Genomic DNA, 14,454 nt, shown 5'->3' with positions numbered 1-14,454 from the left:
TTACCCGTTCCCGCGTTGGGATTGGCCGTAAGGCACCGAACAACCTTAGGGGGTACGGCGCCAGCGTTCGTGGGACGTATTGCGGTACAAGCGCGTAAACAGCAGGATGGCCGCCATGGTCAGCCCGGCGATCAGGCCGATCCACATGCCCCGCGCGCCCATGTCGTGGCGGAACGCCAGCCACCAGCCCACCGGCATACCGACACCCCAGTAGGCGAACAGGGTAATCACCATCGGCACCCGCGTGTCCTTGAGGCCGCGCAGTGCACCGTTGGAGGTGACCTGGATGCCGTCCGAAAACTGGAACAACCCGGCCAGCACCATCAGCTGCGCAGCCAGCGCGATCACCCCGGCATCATGCGTGTACGCACTCGCCAGCACGTGCGGCAGGGTCAGCATGACCGTTGAGGAAACGGTCTGCACGCACAGCGCCAGCCCGACGCCACAAAGGCCGGCATAACGCACGCCCTGGGCATCGCCACGGCCGACCGCGTTGCCCACCCGCACGGTGATCGCCATCGACAACCCCAGCGGCACCATGAAAGCAATGGTCGCCACGCTCAGCGCCACCTGATGGCTCGCCACCACCGTCTCGCCCAGCGTCGCGATGGCTAGCGCCACCGCCACGAACAGTCCACCCTCGGCCAGCAGCGTCACGGCCATCGGGCCGCCGATTTTTACCAGCTCGAGAATCATCTTCGGCTTGGGCCAGGCCATGCCGCCGCGCAGGTTGGCGTCGCGATAGGCCGGGTGCTTGATGACGAACCATAGGAACGCCAGCATCTCCAGCCACAACACCGTCGCGGTGGCGATGCCGCTGCCCAGCGAGCCCAGCGCGGGCAACCCGAACTTGCCGTACATCAGCACGTAGCCCAGCGGCGCTAGCACCAACAGGCCACCAAAGCCGAAGTACATCGACGGACGCGTCATCGACAGGCCTTCGGACAGGCCGCGGATGGCGAAGTAACTCGTCATCGCTGGCGCCGCCCAACTGATGGCGTGCAGGAAGTGCATGACGTCGGTGCGCAGCGTCGGCACCACGCCAATCCAATCGAGCAACGGCGTGGCATGGCGTACCAGGAACCACAACACGATGCCCATGCCCCAGGCCAGCCACAACGCCTGCACGAACACGGCACCCGCTTCGTGACGGCGCCCCGCGCCGTCCAACTGGGCGACCGACGGCGGCACCGCCATCATCATGCCCAGACCGCTGACTAGCGCCAGCGCCCAAATACTGACCGCTGTGGTCACCGCCGCCTGCACGTGCGCACTCAGGTGCCCGGCGAGCACGGCATCGACGAAGTTCGGACCCACCGCGGCGAGCTGCGCGGCGATCAGGGGAAGGGCAAGGCGCACTGTGGCGCCGACCTCGTGCGCCACCTTGGCGCGATCGGGGCGGAAAGACAGCATAGAAGGACTCCTAGGCTGACAGTCTAACCCAGTCCTGTCGTCATCCTTACCGACAGCGCTTTCAGAAACGCCCCACGACTGCTGTCTACGCAAGCCGCTTGTGCCAAGATCCGCGGCTGATCATCCCGGGGGGAGAGGGCATGAAGAAAGAAATCGTCTCGTTCGAAGGCGTGCACTGCGCCAACTGCAGCGCGCCCATGCAGGGCGAGTTCTGCCACGAGTGTGGGCAGTCCATCCACACCGTGCTGCGCCCCATGCATCACATGGTGGAAGACACCCTCGACATGGTGTTGCACGTGGACGGCCGCGTCATCCACACGCTGCCGCCACTGTTCCTCAAGCCCGGCTTCCTCACCCTGGAATACTTCTCGGGCCGCCGCCAGCGTTACGTGGCGCCGTTCCGCCTGATGTTCGTGCTGGCCCTGCTGGCCTTCTTCGTATCTCACTTGGTCATGGGGAGCTCCGGCCTATTGGAGTTCGGCTCCAAAGCGAGTGTCGGCACCGGCGAGTTCGCCAAAGACACAACCCCGGACGCCGTGCGGGCGCATTTTGAGCAAATGCGCCAGGACATCGAGAAGTCCAAGGGACAAAGCGACCAGAAGGCGAAGCATTACAACCGTCTGGTCAACGTGGAGCGCGACCACGCCAACCATCGATTGGCCGAGCTTCATGCCCCAGCGATGCCCAATGTCACCGTCGAAGACATGGACTTCACCTCGTTCGCGATCGACATCCCGTGGCTCCCCGCAGCTATCAACCACAGCCTCGATCGCTCCAGAGCGCGGGCCGTGTCCAACATACGAGAGATGTCGAACGGCGGTGAGCAGGCAGCTGAGGCAGAGGAGCGCGTCGTAGCCTCTGTGTTCCATGCACTGCCGCAGACCATGTTTGTGCTGATGCCCCTGTTTGCCCTGCTGTTGAAGTTCACCTACTTCTTCAAGCGCCGGCTTTATATGGAACACCTGATCGTGGCGCTGCACAGCCACGCCTTCCTGTTCCTGTCCCTGTTACTGAGCATGATGCTGTACGCCCTGCAGGCCTGGCTGACACCCCATGCGGCTTGGGTGGGCACACCGCTACGCCTGCTGCAGTGGGCCCTGTGGGTCTGGACGCTGGTCTATTTGCTGATCATGCAAAAGAAGGTCTATCGGCAGGGTTGGTTCATGACGATCGTGAAGTACCTGTTCGTCGGCTGGTGCTACACGATCCTGGCTTCGGTAGCGCTCGCGTTTGCAGCGATTCTGGGCGTAACGAACTGACCCCGGCCACCGGCCACTTTCTGTGACACAAATCACACACAAACCGGGCACCTACGCAATTTCGGCAAGCCCGTAAAGCGCTTCCAACGGGGGTTTTGCACAGCGTCACATGGCTGTCAAGGCAAGACCCATGCCTATGGCAATTGTATGAACCCTAGCCAAGCAAAAAACTCAACTCAATGTATTTATTGATGTTTTTTTGGTGGCTAAAACTTGAACAGCGCGTACGGAAGGACGCTTTCATGCGCCCCAGAGGCCTCCCTCAACGGGCCATCCACAGAGTTATCCACAGAGGTTGTGGATAACATGAAAAGCCCCCTGCCGTTAGTCACTTAGCTGTCCTTTCTAGATGACAGGGCAGCAAGCATGCGCAAGCCATCGCCAGGCAGCCAAACGGTGAATCCGCGCGTTTCACCCGGCTGGAATTCCGTCCAGTGCAACGGGCCGGTTACACTGGTTCTCCAAGAGGTATTCATGCCCGCCGTCCTTCGCGTAGCCCTGCCGGTGCCCCTGCCAACCCTGTTCGACTACCTGCCGCCGGCCACCGGCGAGGCGGTCGCGGGCAGCCGGGTGCTGGTGCCGTTCGGCAAGGGCAAAGCGGTCGGCGTCGTGGTCGAGGCCGGGGTGGAATCCGCGGTCGGCAACGCCCGGCTCAAGCGAGTGCTCCGCGTCCTGGACGATGCCCCCCTGCTCGACGCCGAGTTGATGGCCACCCTCGCCCGTGCCGCGGATTATTGGCTGGGGGCACCCGGCGAGGCATACGCGAACGCCCTGCCCCTGGCCCTGCGCGAAGACCGCCCGCTTCCCGAGCTGCACGAAGAGGCCTGGGCACTGACCGCCGCCGGGCGCAGTGCCCTCGACGCAGGCAGCCGGCGCGGCGGCAGTCGCGCCTTGCTCGAAGCACTGGCACGCGGCCCGCAGACCGCCGAACTACTGCACGAGATGCTGCCCGGCTGGCGCGACGCCGCACGCCGGCTCGACGAGGCAGGTCTGATCGAACGCACACGTACCCAAACGGCCGGGCCGATGGCGGTCACGACTGCGCCATCGCTGAGTGACGAGCAGCAACAGGCCGTGGACGCCATCGGCGAATCGCTGGGTGCCTTCCAGTCCTTTCTGCTCGACGGCGTCACCGGCAGCGGCAAGACGGAGGTCTATCTCGCGCTGATCGAAAAAGTCATCGCGCAAGGCAAGCAGGCCCTATTGCTGGTGCCGGAGATCGGCCTCGCGCCGCAGACCGTGCGCCGTCTTCGCGACCGTCTAGGTGTCGCAGTACAGGTCCTGCACTCCAACCTGGCCGAAGGTGATCGCGCGCGCGCCTGGCTGCGCGCGCGTTCCGGCGAGGCCAAGGTGATCCTCGGCACGCGCTCGGCCATCTTCACCCCGCTGCCCAACGCCGGCCTGATCGTGGTCGACGAGGAACACGACAGCGCCTACAAGCAGCAGGAAGGCTTCCGTTACCACGCGCGCGACCTCGCCATCCTGCGCGGGCGGGCGCTCAACGTACCGGTCGTGCTCGGCTCGGCCACACCATCGCTGGAATCGCTGGCGAACGTGCAGGCAGGCCGCTATCGCACCTTGCACCTGCGCGCACGCCCGGGAGCAATCCGCGCGCCACAAGTGCAGATCGTGGACATGCGCGCGCAACGATTGGATCACGGCCTCTCACCCGCCCTGCTTGCCGCTGTCACCGATACGGTGGCGCGCGGTGAACAAGCATTGGTGTTCCGCAATCGCCGTGGTTATGCACCGGTGCTGCTCTGCTACAGCTGCGGCTGGCATGCGGAATGTCCACGCTGCGAACACCCGATGACACTGCATGCGGCACGCCGCGCACTGATCTGTCATCACTGCGACTACAGCACACGCATGCCCGGGCAATGCCCGTCCTGTTTCTCGCCCGAACTCAAGCCACAGGGCCAGGGCACCGAGCGCCTGGAAGAAGCGCTGACCGCGCACTTTCCGGAGGTGCCAGTCATGCGCATCGACCGCGAAACCACGCGCCGGCGTGATGCCTTCGAACAACTATTGGAAGGCCTCCACGAGGATCGCCTCGCCATCCTTGTCGGCACGCAAATGCTGGCCAAGGGCCACGACCTGCCCAATCTCACACTGGTCGCCATCGTCGGCGTCGACGAAGGGCTGCATAGCGTGGATTTCCGCGCGAGCGAACGGCTTGCGCAACTGGTCGTGCAGGTGGCCGGTCGCGCGGGTCGTGCGCAGAAACCCGGGCGCGTGTTGCTGCAAACACATCACCCGGAACATCCGCTCTTGCGCCAACTGCTCGCGCAAGGCTATGCGGCGGCGGCCGCAACGCTGCTGGAAGAACGCCGCAGTGTGCAACTGCCGCCGTTTGGTCATCAGGTCTTGCTGCGCGCCGACGCGCACCAGCGCGAACACGTCGATGCCTTTCTCGGCGAAGCGGCAAACGCATTGACCGGTACGCCACTGCAACTGGCTGGCCCCATGCCCGCGCCCATGCCGCTACGCGCAGGCCGCCATCGGGGCCAACTGTTGATCGAAGCCGAAACACGGGGCGCGCTGCACAGCGCACTCAGACCTTGGTACCCATCGCTGTCGAGGCTGCCTTCGGCGCGTCGCGTGCGGTGGTCGCTCGATGTCGATCCCATCGATCTCTACTGAACACGGGACGACACGGCGAGACCTTCATGATTCTCTTAACTTCGAAAGAGGCATCACATGGAAGGCAATACATCGTCCACCGCTCGTCCTCATGTCGTCATCCTCGGCGGCGGCTTCGGCGGTCTCGCCGTAGCGCGCGAATTAGCTGACACCAACGCGCGCATCACGCTGATCGACCGGCGCAACCATCACTTGTTCCAGCCACTGCTGTATCAGGTGGCTACCGCGGGGCTATCCGCGCCATCCATCGCCGCGCCGCTGCGACAGATCCTCAGGAAACAAGCCAACGTCACCGTGCTGATGGACGACGCGCGGGACGTCGATCTCGACCGTCAAGTCGTAAAACTTGCGCGCGGTGATATGCCATACGACGCGCTGATCGTCGCTACCGGCGCCACGCACGCCTACTTCGGCCACGACGAATGGGAGCGGCACGCGCCAGGCCTGAAGACACTCGAAGACGCGTTCGCCATCCGCCGTCGCGTGCTGGTCGCCTTCGAGCGCGCCGAACTCGAGGAAGACCCGGCGCTACGACAGGCGTGGCTCAATTTTGTCATCGTCGGCGGCGGCGCGACCGGCGTGGAGCTGGCCGGCACCGTGGCAGAAATTGCTCGCCACACCCTGCCACGCGAATTTCGTCGCGCAGACCCACGCCACGCCAACGTACTGCTGGTGGAAGCTGGCCCTCGACTGCTACCAGCGTTCGACGAAGATCTGTCGGACAAGGCGCGGAGACAGCTCGAGAAACTCGGCGTACAAGTGCGCCTTGGCACGTCCGTCACCGCCATTGATGAGGAAGGCGTGATGCTGGACGGAGCACCGTATGCAGCGCGTACCGTGCTGTGGGCAGCCGGCGTGGCCGCCTCGCCACTCGGTCGCAAGCTGGGCGCCCCGTTAGATCGCGCGGGCCGCGTACTGGTTGAGCCCGATCTCAGCCTGCCCAACCATCCGAACGTCTTCGTCATCGGCGACCTTGCCGCCGTCACCCAGGCCAATGGCAAGCCGGTTCCCGGCGTCGCGCCTGCGGCCAAACAGATGGGGCATTACGTCGCCACGTTGCTCAAGGCGCGCTGGCGCGGGGAAAAGGCCGCAAAGCCTTTTGCGTACCGCGACGATGGCGCACTCGCCACCATCGGCCGCATGGCTGCGGTGGCGCAGTTTGGACGGCTGAAGCTGTCCGGGATACTCGCCTGGTGGGTCTGGTTGATCGCCCACATCGCCTTCCTGATCGGGTTCCGCAACCGTCTCGTGGTGATGCTGGACTGGGCCTGGGCGTACTGGACCTACCAGCGCCACGCCCGCATCGTGACCGGTATCGATGAACGGGCCGACACACAAACGTCTTTGCCCAAAGACGCTTAGGGTGGAGAATCATGGTTTTCCATGCCGGATAACGCCGTGTCTTCCCAACTCGAACAGCTGCGCCAGTACACCACCGTCGTCGCCGATACCGGCGACATCGACGCCATTGCCCGCTGGCGCCCGGTAGACGCCACGACCAACCCGTCACTGCTGCTCAAGGCCATCGAGAACCCCAAGTTCGCGCCGATCATCGAGGAGTCCGTGGCGTGGGCCAAGGGCAAGAGCAACTCGCGCGAGCAACAGTTGGTGGACGCGAGCGATCACCTCGCCGTGGCTGTCGGCCGCAAGATCGTCGAACTGGTACCAGGTCGCGTGTCCACCGAAGTGGATGCGCGCCTTTCGTTCGACGTAGATGCATCCATCGCCAAGGCCGAACGCCTCGTGCAGTTGTATGCCGATGCGGGCGTGACGCGTGACCGCATCCTGATCAAACTGGCCTCGACGTGGGAAGGCATCCGCGCCGCAGAACAGCTGGAAAAGCGCGGCATCAACTGCAACCTCACCCTGCTGTTCTCGTTCGAACAGGCCGTGGCCTGCGCCGAAGCCGGCGTGTTCCTGATCTCGCCATTCGTCGGCCGCATCATGGATTGGTACGTCGCCAACACCGACACCAAGAGCTACGCACCGGAGGAAGATCCGGGCGTGAAGTCCGTGCGCCGCATCTACGACTGGTACAAGGAACACGGCTTCCAGACCGTGGTGATGGGCGCCAGCTTCCGCAACATCGGCCAGATCCAGGCCCTCGCCGGCTGCGACCACCTCACCATTAGCCCAGACCTGCTGGAAAAGCTGGACCAGGACACCTCGTCACTGCCACGCGCGTTGAATGACACCGGCGCAACCAAGGCCAAGCCCAAGCCGATTACAGAAGCGCAATTCCGTTGGGGCCATAACGAAGATGCGATGGCGACGGATAAGCTGGCGGATGGTATCCGCAAGTTTGCAGTGGATCAGCGCAAGATGGAAAAGCTGCTGACGGAAAAGTTGTAAGAGGGAAATGGGGGCGCTTTCGAAAGCGGCCTCTTGGCATGGTGTGAAGGTGCTGACTCGCGCAGTTCCGCGGGGCTATTCACTCACTAGGTTTGCTTGTGGCGTATTTGGTCCTCGTGCCAACTAGCCGCCTCGGTTTTACTCCCTCTCCCCGCCGGGGAGAGGGTTGGGGTGAGGGGTCAACCTAGCCTCATCGTCTCATCTGCGCCGTCATCCCGGCGCAGGCCGGGATCCAGTGACGGTATCGCTCGGTTGTCGCGTTACTGCGATCTGGCCGCTTACACAGCGGGCGTTTCGATCGTCTGCCGACGACGCGATGTGCAGCGCAGCTGCACGAGCCTTCGGCTCGGCGCTTTTGACCTTCGGGCCCCCTGTGCGGCGGTGAGGGGTGGACGATCAGGCCCGCAGGGGGATCGGCACGGATGCCGATCCCTTTTCGCCAGGGCAGGAAGCCCTGTCGAAAAGCCCGGCCGCCCCTCACGGACTGGCTGGCTTCACCGGCCAGCGCCAAGTGGGGGTGCCCTTTCTTTGGGTTACTTTTCTTTGGGCAAGCAAAGAAAAGTGACTCGGCCTCCGGCAGGAGGTCGAAACGCTCGCCGCGTAGGCGGCCAGATCGCGGCGACGCGACAATCGAGCGATACCGCTACTGGACCCCGGCCCTTGCCCCCTTTTGTGGGGTACGCCGGGGTGACGGCTAAAGATAAAACGGTGAGGCTAGATTGACCCCTCACCCCAACCCTCTCCCCGAAGGGGAGAGGGAGAAAAGCAAAAAGCGCGTCGAGCGCCCCTCACTTCATCCCATGCGCCTTGGCATCCTCCGCCAACCGCCTCACAGCAATATCATCACCCTGCCACCCACCACCCAACGCCCGCACCAACTGCACACTCGCCCGCAGCTGATTCGTCTGCAATGACAGCAGCCCCAGATGCGCGTTAAGCGAATCCACCTGCGCCGTCACCACATCGAGATAGCTGTTGGCGCCCTGCTTATACAGCGCCGTCGACAGCTTCAACGTGCGATCCGCCGCCGTGGTGGCATCCTGCTGGTCTACCAAGGCGTTGCCGTAGTTCTTCAACAGTGACTGGTTGTCTTCGACCTGCTGGAACGCCGCGAGTGCCGTGCTCCGGTAGTGCGCGCTGGCTTCGTCGAAAGCGGCATGTGCTGATGCCACCTGCGCTCGGCGGCGACCGCCATCAAACACGTTAAGCAACAGATTCGGACCCAAGGCCCACAACGTGCTTGGTGCGTTCAACAAGTTGCCCCAGGCGCCGCTGGTATATCCACCACCTGCGCTAAGCGTAAGTGAGGGGAAGAACGCCGAGCGGGCAACGCCGATCTGCGCGTTGGCTTCCGCTGTACGACGCTCTGCAGCGGCAATGTCAGGGCGACGCTCCAGCAGGGTGGAAGGCAGACCTACTGGAATCACCGGCAAGCCCGGCAGTTCAGTCTTCGCGCCCAACGTAAAGTCCGACGCCGGCTGGCCCACCAGCGATGCAATTGCATGCAGTAGTACTTCGCGCTGCGCCTTAGTCTGCGACAACTGTGAGCGCGTCGAGGCTAGCTGCGTCTGTGCGCGATCCACATCGAGGCCGGAGACCGCGCCACCTTCATGCAACGTCGTGGTCAACTGCAAGGCGCGTTGATAGGCGTCAACCGTTCCCTGCAGCAGATCAATCTGGCGGTCCACGCCAACCAATTGCACGTAGCTGTCCGCCAGCGACGCTTCCAGGCTCAGGCGCACCGATGCAAGATCAGCCGCCGATGCCTGCATCGAGGCACGGCCCGCCGCGACGTTGTCGTGCACGCGGCCCCACAGGTCCACTTCGTACGAGGCCTGTGCCGTCGCCGAATAGAGGTCGTAGTACTCCGGCGACGTGGCACCGTGCAGCGGTGAGTTCAACGACGCGCGATTGCGCTGCGCGCCTGCGCCCGCCGACACCTGCGGAAACAGGTCCGCGCGTACTTGCGCGAGGTAGTCACGCGATTGCTGGTAGCTGGCGAAAGCCGCGGCAAGATCCGGATTGTGATCGATCAGTTGCTGTTCGAGCTTGTTGAGGCGGTCGTCGCCATAAAGCGTCCACCAGCCCTCGCGCGGTAACTGGTCCGACGGCTGCGCCGTGGTCCACGGGCCAGCCGACTGGTAGTGCTCGGCAACCGGCGCCTCAGGCGGCTTGTAGGTGGGCGCCATCGAGCACGCGCCCAACGCCAGCGTCGCCGCGATGGTTGCCGCAAGGCTCTTAGGCTTTTTCATGGGGCTTGCCCGCCTGCGGGTTCTTGGCAATGCGCACCTCGTCGCCATCGGCGAGGCCATCCGGCGGGTTGATGATCACGCGATCAGCTGGCGCCAGACCAGAACCAACCTCAATGGTTTTGCCGTAGTCACGACGGATCGATACCGTCTTGAAGTGCACGTGGTCGCTGGCATCAAGCGTGGCGACGTGCAGGCCCTTGTCGTCGAAAATCAGTGCTTCAGCGGGCACGCGCAGACCCAGTTCACCGGAGCCCAGCTTGAAGCTCACACTGGCATAGCTGCTCGGCAGCAGCTTGCCATCCGGGTTGTCGACCATCAGCTGCACCAGCGTAGTACCCGAGGTCGGCGTGATCGCACGCGCATCCGCCTCGACCTTCGCGGTAAACGACTTACCGGGATACTCAGGCACGGTGAGCGTGGCTTCGTCACCCTTATGAATGGCCGGTGCATACACCTGCGGCACGCGCACATAGACGCGCAGCTTGCTTGTGTCGGACACCGTAAAGAGCGGCGTGCCCGAGCCACTGCTGTCAGCAGTGATCAACGCGCCTACGTCGGTGTTGCGCGCGGTCACGCGGCCGTCGAAGGGCGCGACCAGCTTGGCGTACGACTTCAGCGCTTTCAGGCGATCAAGGTTGGCCTGCGAGGCATTGACCTGCGCCTGCTTAGCCGCAAGGTCACCGTTGTACTGGTCTACCGATTGCTGTGAAACCGAATCGGGGTCGGTCTGGCGCAACACCTGCCAGCGCTTGGCCGTGGTCGCGGCAAGCGCGGCATTGGCCTTGGCGGTGGCCAGATCAGCCTGCGCCTGCAGTAGCTGCTGATCGAGGTCTGGCGTGTCGATGATGCCGAGCACGTCGCCCGCCTTCACGGTGGCTCCGATGTCCTTATCCCACGACTTCAGGTAGCCGCTGGTGCGTGCGTAGATGGGCGCGTTGGTGAACGCATCCATTTGCGCGGGCAGCTCGAGCGGCGCCGAGCCGTTGGCGTTTTCCGGCTCGGAAATCACCACGGTAGGAATGGCCTGTTCGTCCGTCCACTGGTGCAGATTGCGCGCCTGCACGATGCGCGTCGTGACGCCGACCACCACGATCGAACCAAACACCACGGCGGCGATCACGGCAGCCAGGCGCAGCCGGCGCGGGGACAGATGGACCTCAGGAAGTTGGGTATGTTCAGACATGAGCGGGTACTCCGGCATGGTCAGCCGAATCAGAGTCAGGCGCGTGCTTGTAACGCGCATGCACGATGGAGAAAACGACGGGAACGAAGATCAGCGTGGCCGTGGTGGCAAACAACAAGCCACCGATCACGGCGCGACCTAGCGGCGCGTTCTGCTCGCCGCCATCGCCGAGGCCAAGTGCCATCGGCACCATGCCGATGATCATGGCCAGCGCGGTCATCAGCACTGGGCGGAAGCGGACGAAGCCTGCCTCGCGCGCCGCCAACAAGGCATCGCCGTGGAGGGATAGTCGCTCGCGGCAGAAGCTCACCACCAGCACCGAGTTAGCCGTGGCCACGCCCATGCACATGATCGCGCCCGTCAATGCTGGCACCGACAAAGTGGTGTGCGTGACGAACAACATCCACAGGATGCCGGCCAGCGCCGCAGGCAGCGCCGTGATGATGACGAACGGATCCGTCCACGACTGGAAGTTCACCACGATCAACAGGTACACCAGCACGATCGAACCCAGCAGTCCGAACAGCAGACCCGAGTAAGCATCGTGCATGGTCTGGACCTGGCCAAGCAGCACAGTGTTCGCGCCCTTCGGCTTGTCCTTTGCAGTGTCGTCGATCACCTTCTGGATATCACCGGCCACAGCGCCCAGGTCACGGCCCTGAATGGCAGCGAAGATCTCCACCATCGACTGGATGTTGTACTGGCTCACGACGGTGTTGCGATGCGTGCGCGTGATGTCCGCCAGCGCGCCCAGCACCTGCGCATTGCCACCGCTCTTGGCCGTGATCGGCAAGTTATTGAGCTGCGGCAACGAATCAAGCTGGTACTGCGGCACCTGCGCCGAGATCGGATAGGTAACGTTGTTGTCCGGATTCAACCAATACGTGGGCGCCACCTGCGCGGTGCCGGAAAGGTCCGCAATCAGACTGTTGGTCACGTCGGCTTCGGTCAGACCCAGCAGCTGTGCACGCGTGCGGTCCACGTCGATGCGGAACGCAGGCTGCGCCTGCGACTGCTGGAGGCGTGCGTCGACCACGCCTGGGATCTGCCGAAGCTTGTTGAGCAGCTCGTTAGCGTACGCGAAGTCCTTGTCGAGCTTGCCGCCGCGGACCTGCAAATCGATCGGCGCAGGCGAACCAAAGTTCAGGATCTGGCTGACGATGTCCGCTGGCGGGAACGAGAACGTCGAGCCCGGGAACGAACGGGGCAGCTTCTCGCGCAGGATCTTCACGTACTCCGCGCTCGGGCGATGCCCCTCCTTCAACGAGATCTGGATGTCACCATCGGACTCGCCGATTTCGCCGGTGTTGTTGTAGATGGTGTTGATCGAGCTGGAGTACTGGCCGATGTTGTCGACTACGGCCTCCAGTTCATCGGGCGGAATCACCTGACGGATAGCCTTCTGGATGTCAGAGAACTCAGCCGACGTGGTTTCCACGCGCGTACCCACTGGCACGCGCACGTGCACCAGGATCTGGCCGCCATCGACGTCCGGGAAGAAGTTGCTGCCAAGACCCGGCAGCAGCGCGAACGACAGCAGCACAAACCCGAGGAAACCGACCACGAACACCTTTCGATGCTCCAGCGCCAGATGCAGCACGCCGCTATAGCCGGCACGGAACTTCTCGAAACGATTCACAAAGCCCTGCTGAAAGCGGCCCAGCACCGTCTTGGGCGCCGGCTGCTCGATGTGCTGACCATGCTCGTCCACCGTCGCGGGATGCGCGTGCAACAGGTACTTCGCCATGGTCAGCACGAGCGTACGCGACAAGATGAAGGAGAAGATCATCGCGAAGATCACCGCCTCCGCCATCGGCACGAACAGGTAGCGCGCCACGCCCGGCAGGAAGAACATCGGCACGAACACGATGCAGATACAGCACAGCGACACGAACGCCGGCACGATGATCTGCGCCGAACCATCCACGATCGCGGTGATGACATCCTTGCCCTGCTCAAGGTGCCAATTGATGTTCTCAATAGTCACCGTGGCCTCGTCCACCAGGATGCCCACGGCCAGTGCTAAACCGCCGAGTGTCATGATGTTGAGTGTCTGGCCGATGGCAGACAGCGTGAACACCGAACCCAACACGGCCAGCGGAATCGATGTAGTGATGATCAGCGTCGAGCGCCAGCTGCCGAGAAACAGCAGGATCATCAAACTGGTAAGCGCGGCGGCGATGATGCCTTCACGCACGACGCCATCGATCGACGAGCGCACGAACACCGACTGGTCGCCAATCGGCGTTACGGTGAGATTTTCGGGCAACGCATCCTTCATCTGCGCGAGCTTCTCGCGCGCGCCGGCCACGATGGCCAACGTGGAGGTCGAGCCGTTCTTGAGGATGGACAGCAGCGTCGATCGCTTGCCGTCCACGTGCACGATGTTGGTTTGCGGCGGGTTACCGTCGCGCACGTGGGCCACGTCACGAATGTAGATGGTGGTGCCGTTGACCTCCTTCACTGGCAGGTCTTCCAGCTCCTGCACATGAATGGCGGCGTTGTTCAGCTCCATCACGTATTCGTACTTGCCGATCTTCTGCGTGCCGATCGGGCTGATTTGCTGCTGGTTGGCCAGCGCATTCGCCACGTCCTGCGTGGACAGGCCGCGCGCCTGCAACTGCGCCGGATCCACGTCCAACTGCACCTGGCGCGTCTTGCCGCCGAACGGATACGGAATGGCTGCGCCTGGCACCGTCACCAGCTGCGGACGCAACTGATTGAGGCCAATGTCACCCAGCTGCTGCTCACTCAGGCCCGTGCCGGACAACGCCAGCTGCAGGATCGGCACGGTCGACGCGTTGTAATTGACGATCAACGGTGGCGTGGCACCGGCCGGCATCTGCTTGAGGATCGTCTGCGCGATGGCCGTGACCTGCGCGTTCGCCGTGGCGATATTCACGCCAGGCTGGAAGAAGATCTTCGTGATGCCCATGCCATTGATCGACTCCGACTCGATATGCTCGATGTCGTTGACGGTCGTGGTGAGCACGCGCTCGAACGGCGTGTTCATACGGCCAGACATCTGGTCGGGCGTCATGCCGGTGAACTGCCAGGACACCGCGATCACCGGAATATTGATCTCCGGAAAGATGTCGGTAGGCGTACGCATGGCCGACATCACACCAAAGATGAGAATGGCCAGTGCAAGAACAATAAAAGTGTAGGGCCGCGTAAGCGCGATCCGGACGATGCCAAGCATGCGGGGGATTTCCGTGCGCGAAATGATGCGTCGCGGCAAATTTTCGCACGCACCGGATACCCTCAGAAGAGTCCGGCGGATGAAGATAATTTCATGTTGCCCAAACCAAGCGCCCTGGCCGGTTGCATGAAGATTTCTTCACGCAACCGT

General features: G+C 63.2%; 9 protein-coding genes. 4 read left to right on the top strand and 5 right to left on the bottom strand.

Annotation, left to right across the window (positions count from 1 at the left end):
• Positions 1–45 precede the first annotated feature (45 nt).
• Complete coding sequence (locus DyAD56_RS06445; RefSeq protein ID WP_102301928.1) at positions 46–1,413, bottom strand: MATE family efflux transporter; 1,368 nt, start codon at positions 1,411–1,413, stop codon at positions 46–48.
• Positions 1,414–1,553: 140 nt separating this feature from the next.
• On the opposite strand from DyAD56_RS06445, the gene DyAD56_RS06440 reads away from it, so the two are divergent.
• The gene (locus DyAD56_RS06440) at positions 1,554–2,672 is read left to right on the top strand and encodes a DUF3667 domain-containing protein (protein WP_102301927.1); all 1,119 of its coding nucleotides are present in this window, start codon (positions 1,554–1,556) and stop codon (positions 2,670–2,672) included.
• Between the two features lie 332 nt (positions 2,673–3,004).
• On the opposite strand, the gene DyAD56_RS23855 is transcribed toward DyAD56_RS06440, so the two are convergent.
• Positions 3,005–3,148 carry a hypothetical protein gene (locus DyAD56_RS23855; protein ID WP_158241280.1) on the bottom strand — a complete coding sequence of 48 codons (144 nt, stop codon included), beginning with the start codon at positions 3,146–3,148 and terminating at the stop codon, positions 3,005–3,007.
• On the opposite strand from DyAD56_RS23855, the gene DyAD56_RS06435 reads away from it, so the two are divergent.
• From DyAD56_RS06435 to tal, 3 genes are read left to right on the top strand one after another with little or no spacing between them, the layout of a single operon-like run.
• A complete protein-coding gene (locus tag DyAD56_RS06435) occupies positions 3,147–5,315 on the top strand; it encodes a primosomal protein N' (RefSeq protein WP_102302154.1) in 2,169 nt (722 codons plus the stop codon). The genes DyAD56_RS23855 and DyAD56_RS06435 overlap by 2 nt on opposite strands.
• Positions 5,316–5,372: 57 nt before the next feature.
• Positions 5,373–6,677, top strand: coding sequence for an NAD(P)/FAD-dependent oxidoreductase (locus tag DyAD56_RS06430; RefSeq protein ID WP_102301926.1), 1,305 nt, complete (start codon positions 5,373–5,375; stop codon positions 6,675–6,677).
• 21 nt (positions 6,678–6,698) lie between these two features.
• Positions 6,699–7,667 (top strand): transaldolase, encoded by a 969-nt coding sequence (gene tal, locus DyAD56_RS06425; RefSeq protein WP_343125291.1) that lies wholly within the window; start codon positions 6,699–6,701, stop codon positions 7,665–7,667.
• A 788-nt stretch (positions 7,668–8,455) separates the two neighbouring features.
• On the opposite strand, the gene DyAD56_RS06420 is transcribed toward tal, so the two are convergent.
• The 3 genes from DyAD56_RS06420 to DyAD56_RS06410 are packed head-to-tail and all read right to left on the bottom strand — an operon-like array spanning position 8,456 to position 14,304.
• Positions 8,456–9,919, bottom strand: a complete 1,464-nt coding sequence (locus tag DyAD56_RS06420; protein ID WP_102301925.1) for an efflux transporter outer membrane subunit — start codon at positions 9,917–9,919, stop codon at positions 8,456–8,458.
• Positions 9,906–11,102: an efflux RND transporter periplasmic adaptor subunit gene (locus tag DyAD56_RS06415; RefSeq protein WP_233202310.1), complete on the bottom strand. Its 1,197-nt coding sequence runs from the start codon at positions 11,100–11,102 to the stop codon at positions 9,906–9,908. Before DyAD56_RS06415 ends, DyAD56_RS06420 begins: the two co-directional genes overlap by 14 nt.
• Positions 11,095–14,304 (bottom strand): efflux RND transporter permease subunit, encoded by a 3,210-nt coding sequence (locus DyAD56_RS06410; RefSeq protein ID WP_102301923.1) that lies wholly within the window; start codon positions 14,302–14,304, stop codon positions 11,095–11,097. Before DyAD56_RS06410 ends, DyAD56_RS06415 begins: the two co-directional genes overlap by 8 nt.
• Positions 14,305–14,454 lie beyond the last annotated feature (150 nt).

The sequence above is a fragment of the Dyella sp. AD56 genome, from assembly GCF_002878475.1.
GTDB lineage: Bacteria > Pseudomonadota > Gammaproteobacteria > Xanthomonadales > Rhodanobacteraceae > Dyella.
Note: the sequence above shows the minus strand (reverse complement) of the source record. Positions and strands in the feature narration are given on the sequence as shown.

Bases quoted from the DNA above. Each gene is read 5' to 3' on its own strand.
- DyAD56_RS06445 (WP_102301928.1), bottom strand. From the start codon at position 1,413: ATGCTGTCTTTCCGCCCCGATCGCGCCAAGGTGGCGCACGAGGTCGGC.
- DyAD56_RS06440 (WP_102301927.1), top strand. From the start codon at position 1,554: ATGAAGAAAGAAATCGTCTCGTTCGAAGGCGTGCACTGCGCCAACTGC.
- DyAD56_RS06435 (WP_102302154.1), top strand. From the start codon at position 3,147: ATGCCCGCCGTCCTTCGCGTAGCCCTGCCGGTGCCCCTGCCAACCCTG.
- DyAD56_RS23855 (WP_158241280.1), bottom strand. From the start codon at position 3,148: ATGAATACCTCTTGGAGAACCAGTGTAACCGGCCCGTTGCACTGGACG.
- DyAD56_RS06430 (WP_102301926.1), top strand. From the start codon at position 5,373: ATGGAAGGCAATACATCGTCCACCGCTCGTCCTCATGTCGTCATCCTC.
- tal (WP_343125291.1), top strand. From the start codon at position 6,699: ATGCCGGATAACGCCGTGTCTTCCCAACTCGAACAGCTGCGCCAGTAC.
- DyAD56_RS06420 (WP_102301925.1), bottom strand. From the start codon at position 9,919: ATGAAAAAGCCTAAGAGCCTTGCGGCAACCATCGCGGCGACGCTGGCG.
- DyAD56_RS06415 (WP_233202310.1), bottom strand. From the start codon at position 11,102: ATGTCTGAACATACCCAACTTCCTGAGGTCCATCTGTCCCCGCGCCGG.
- DyAD56_RS06410 (WP_102301923.1), bottom strand. From the start codon at position 14,304: ATGCTTGGCATCGTCCGGATCGCGCTTACGCGGCCCTACACTTTTATT.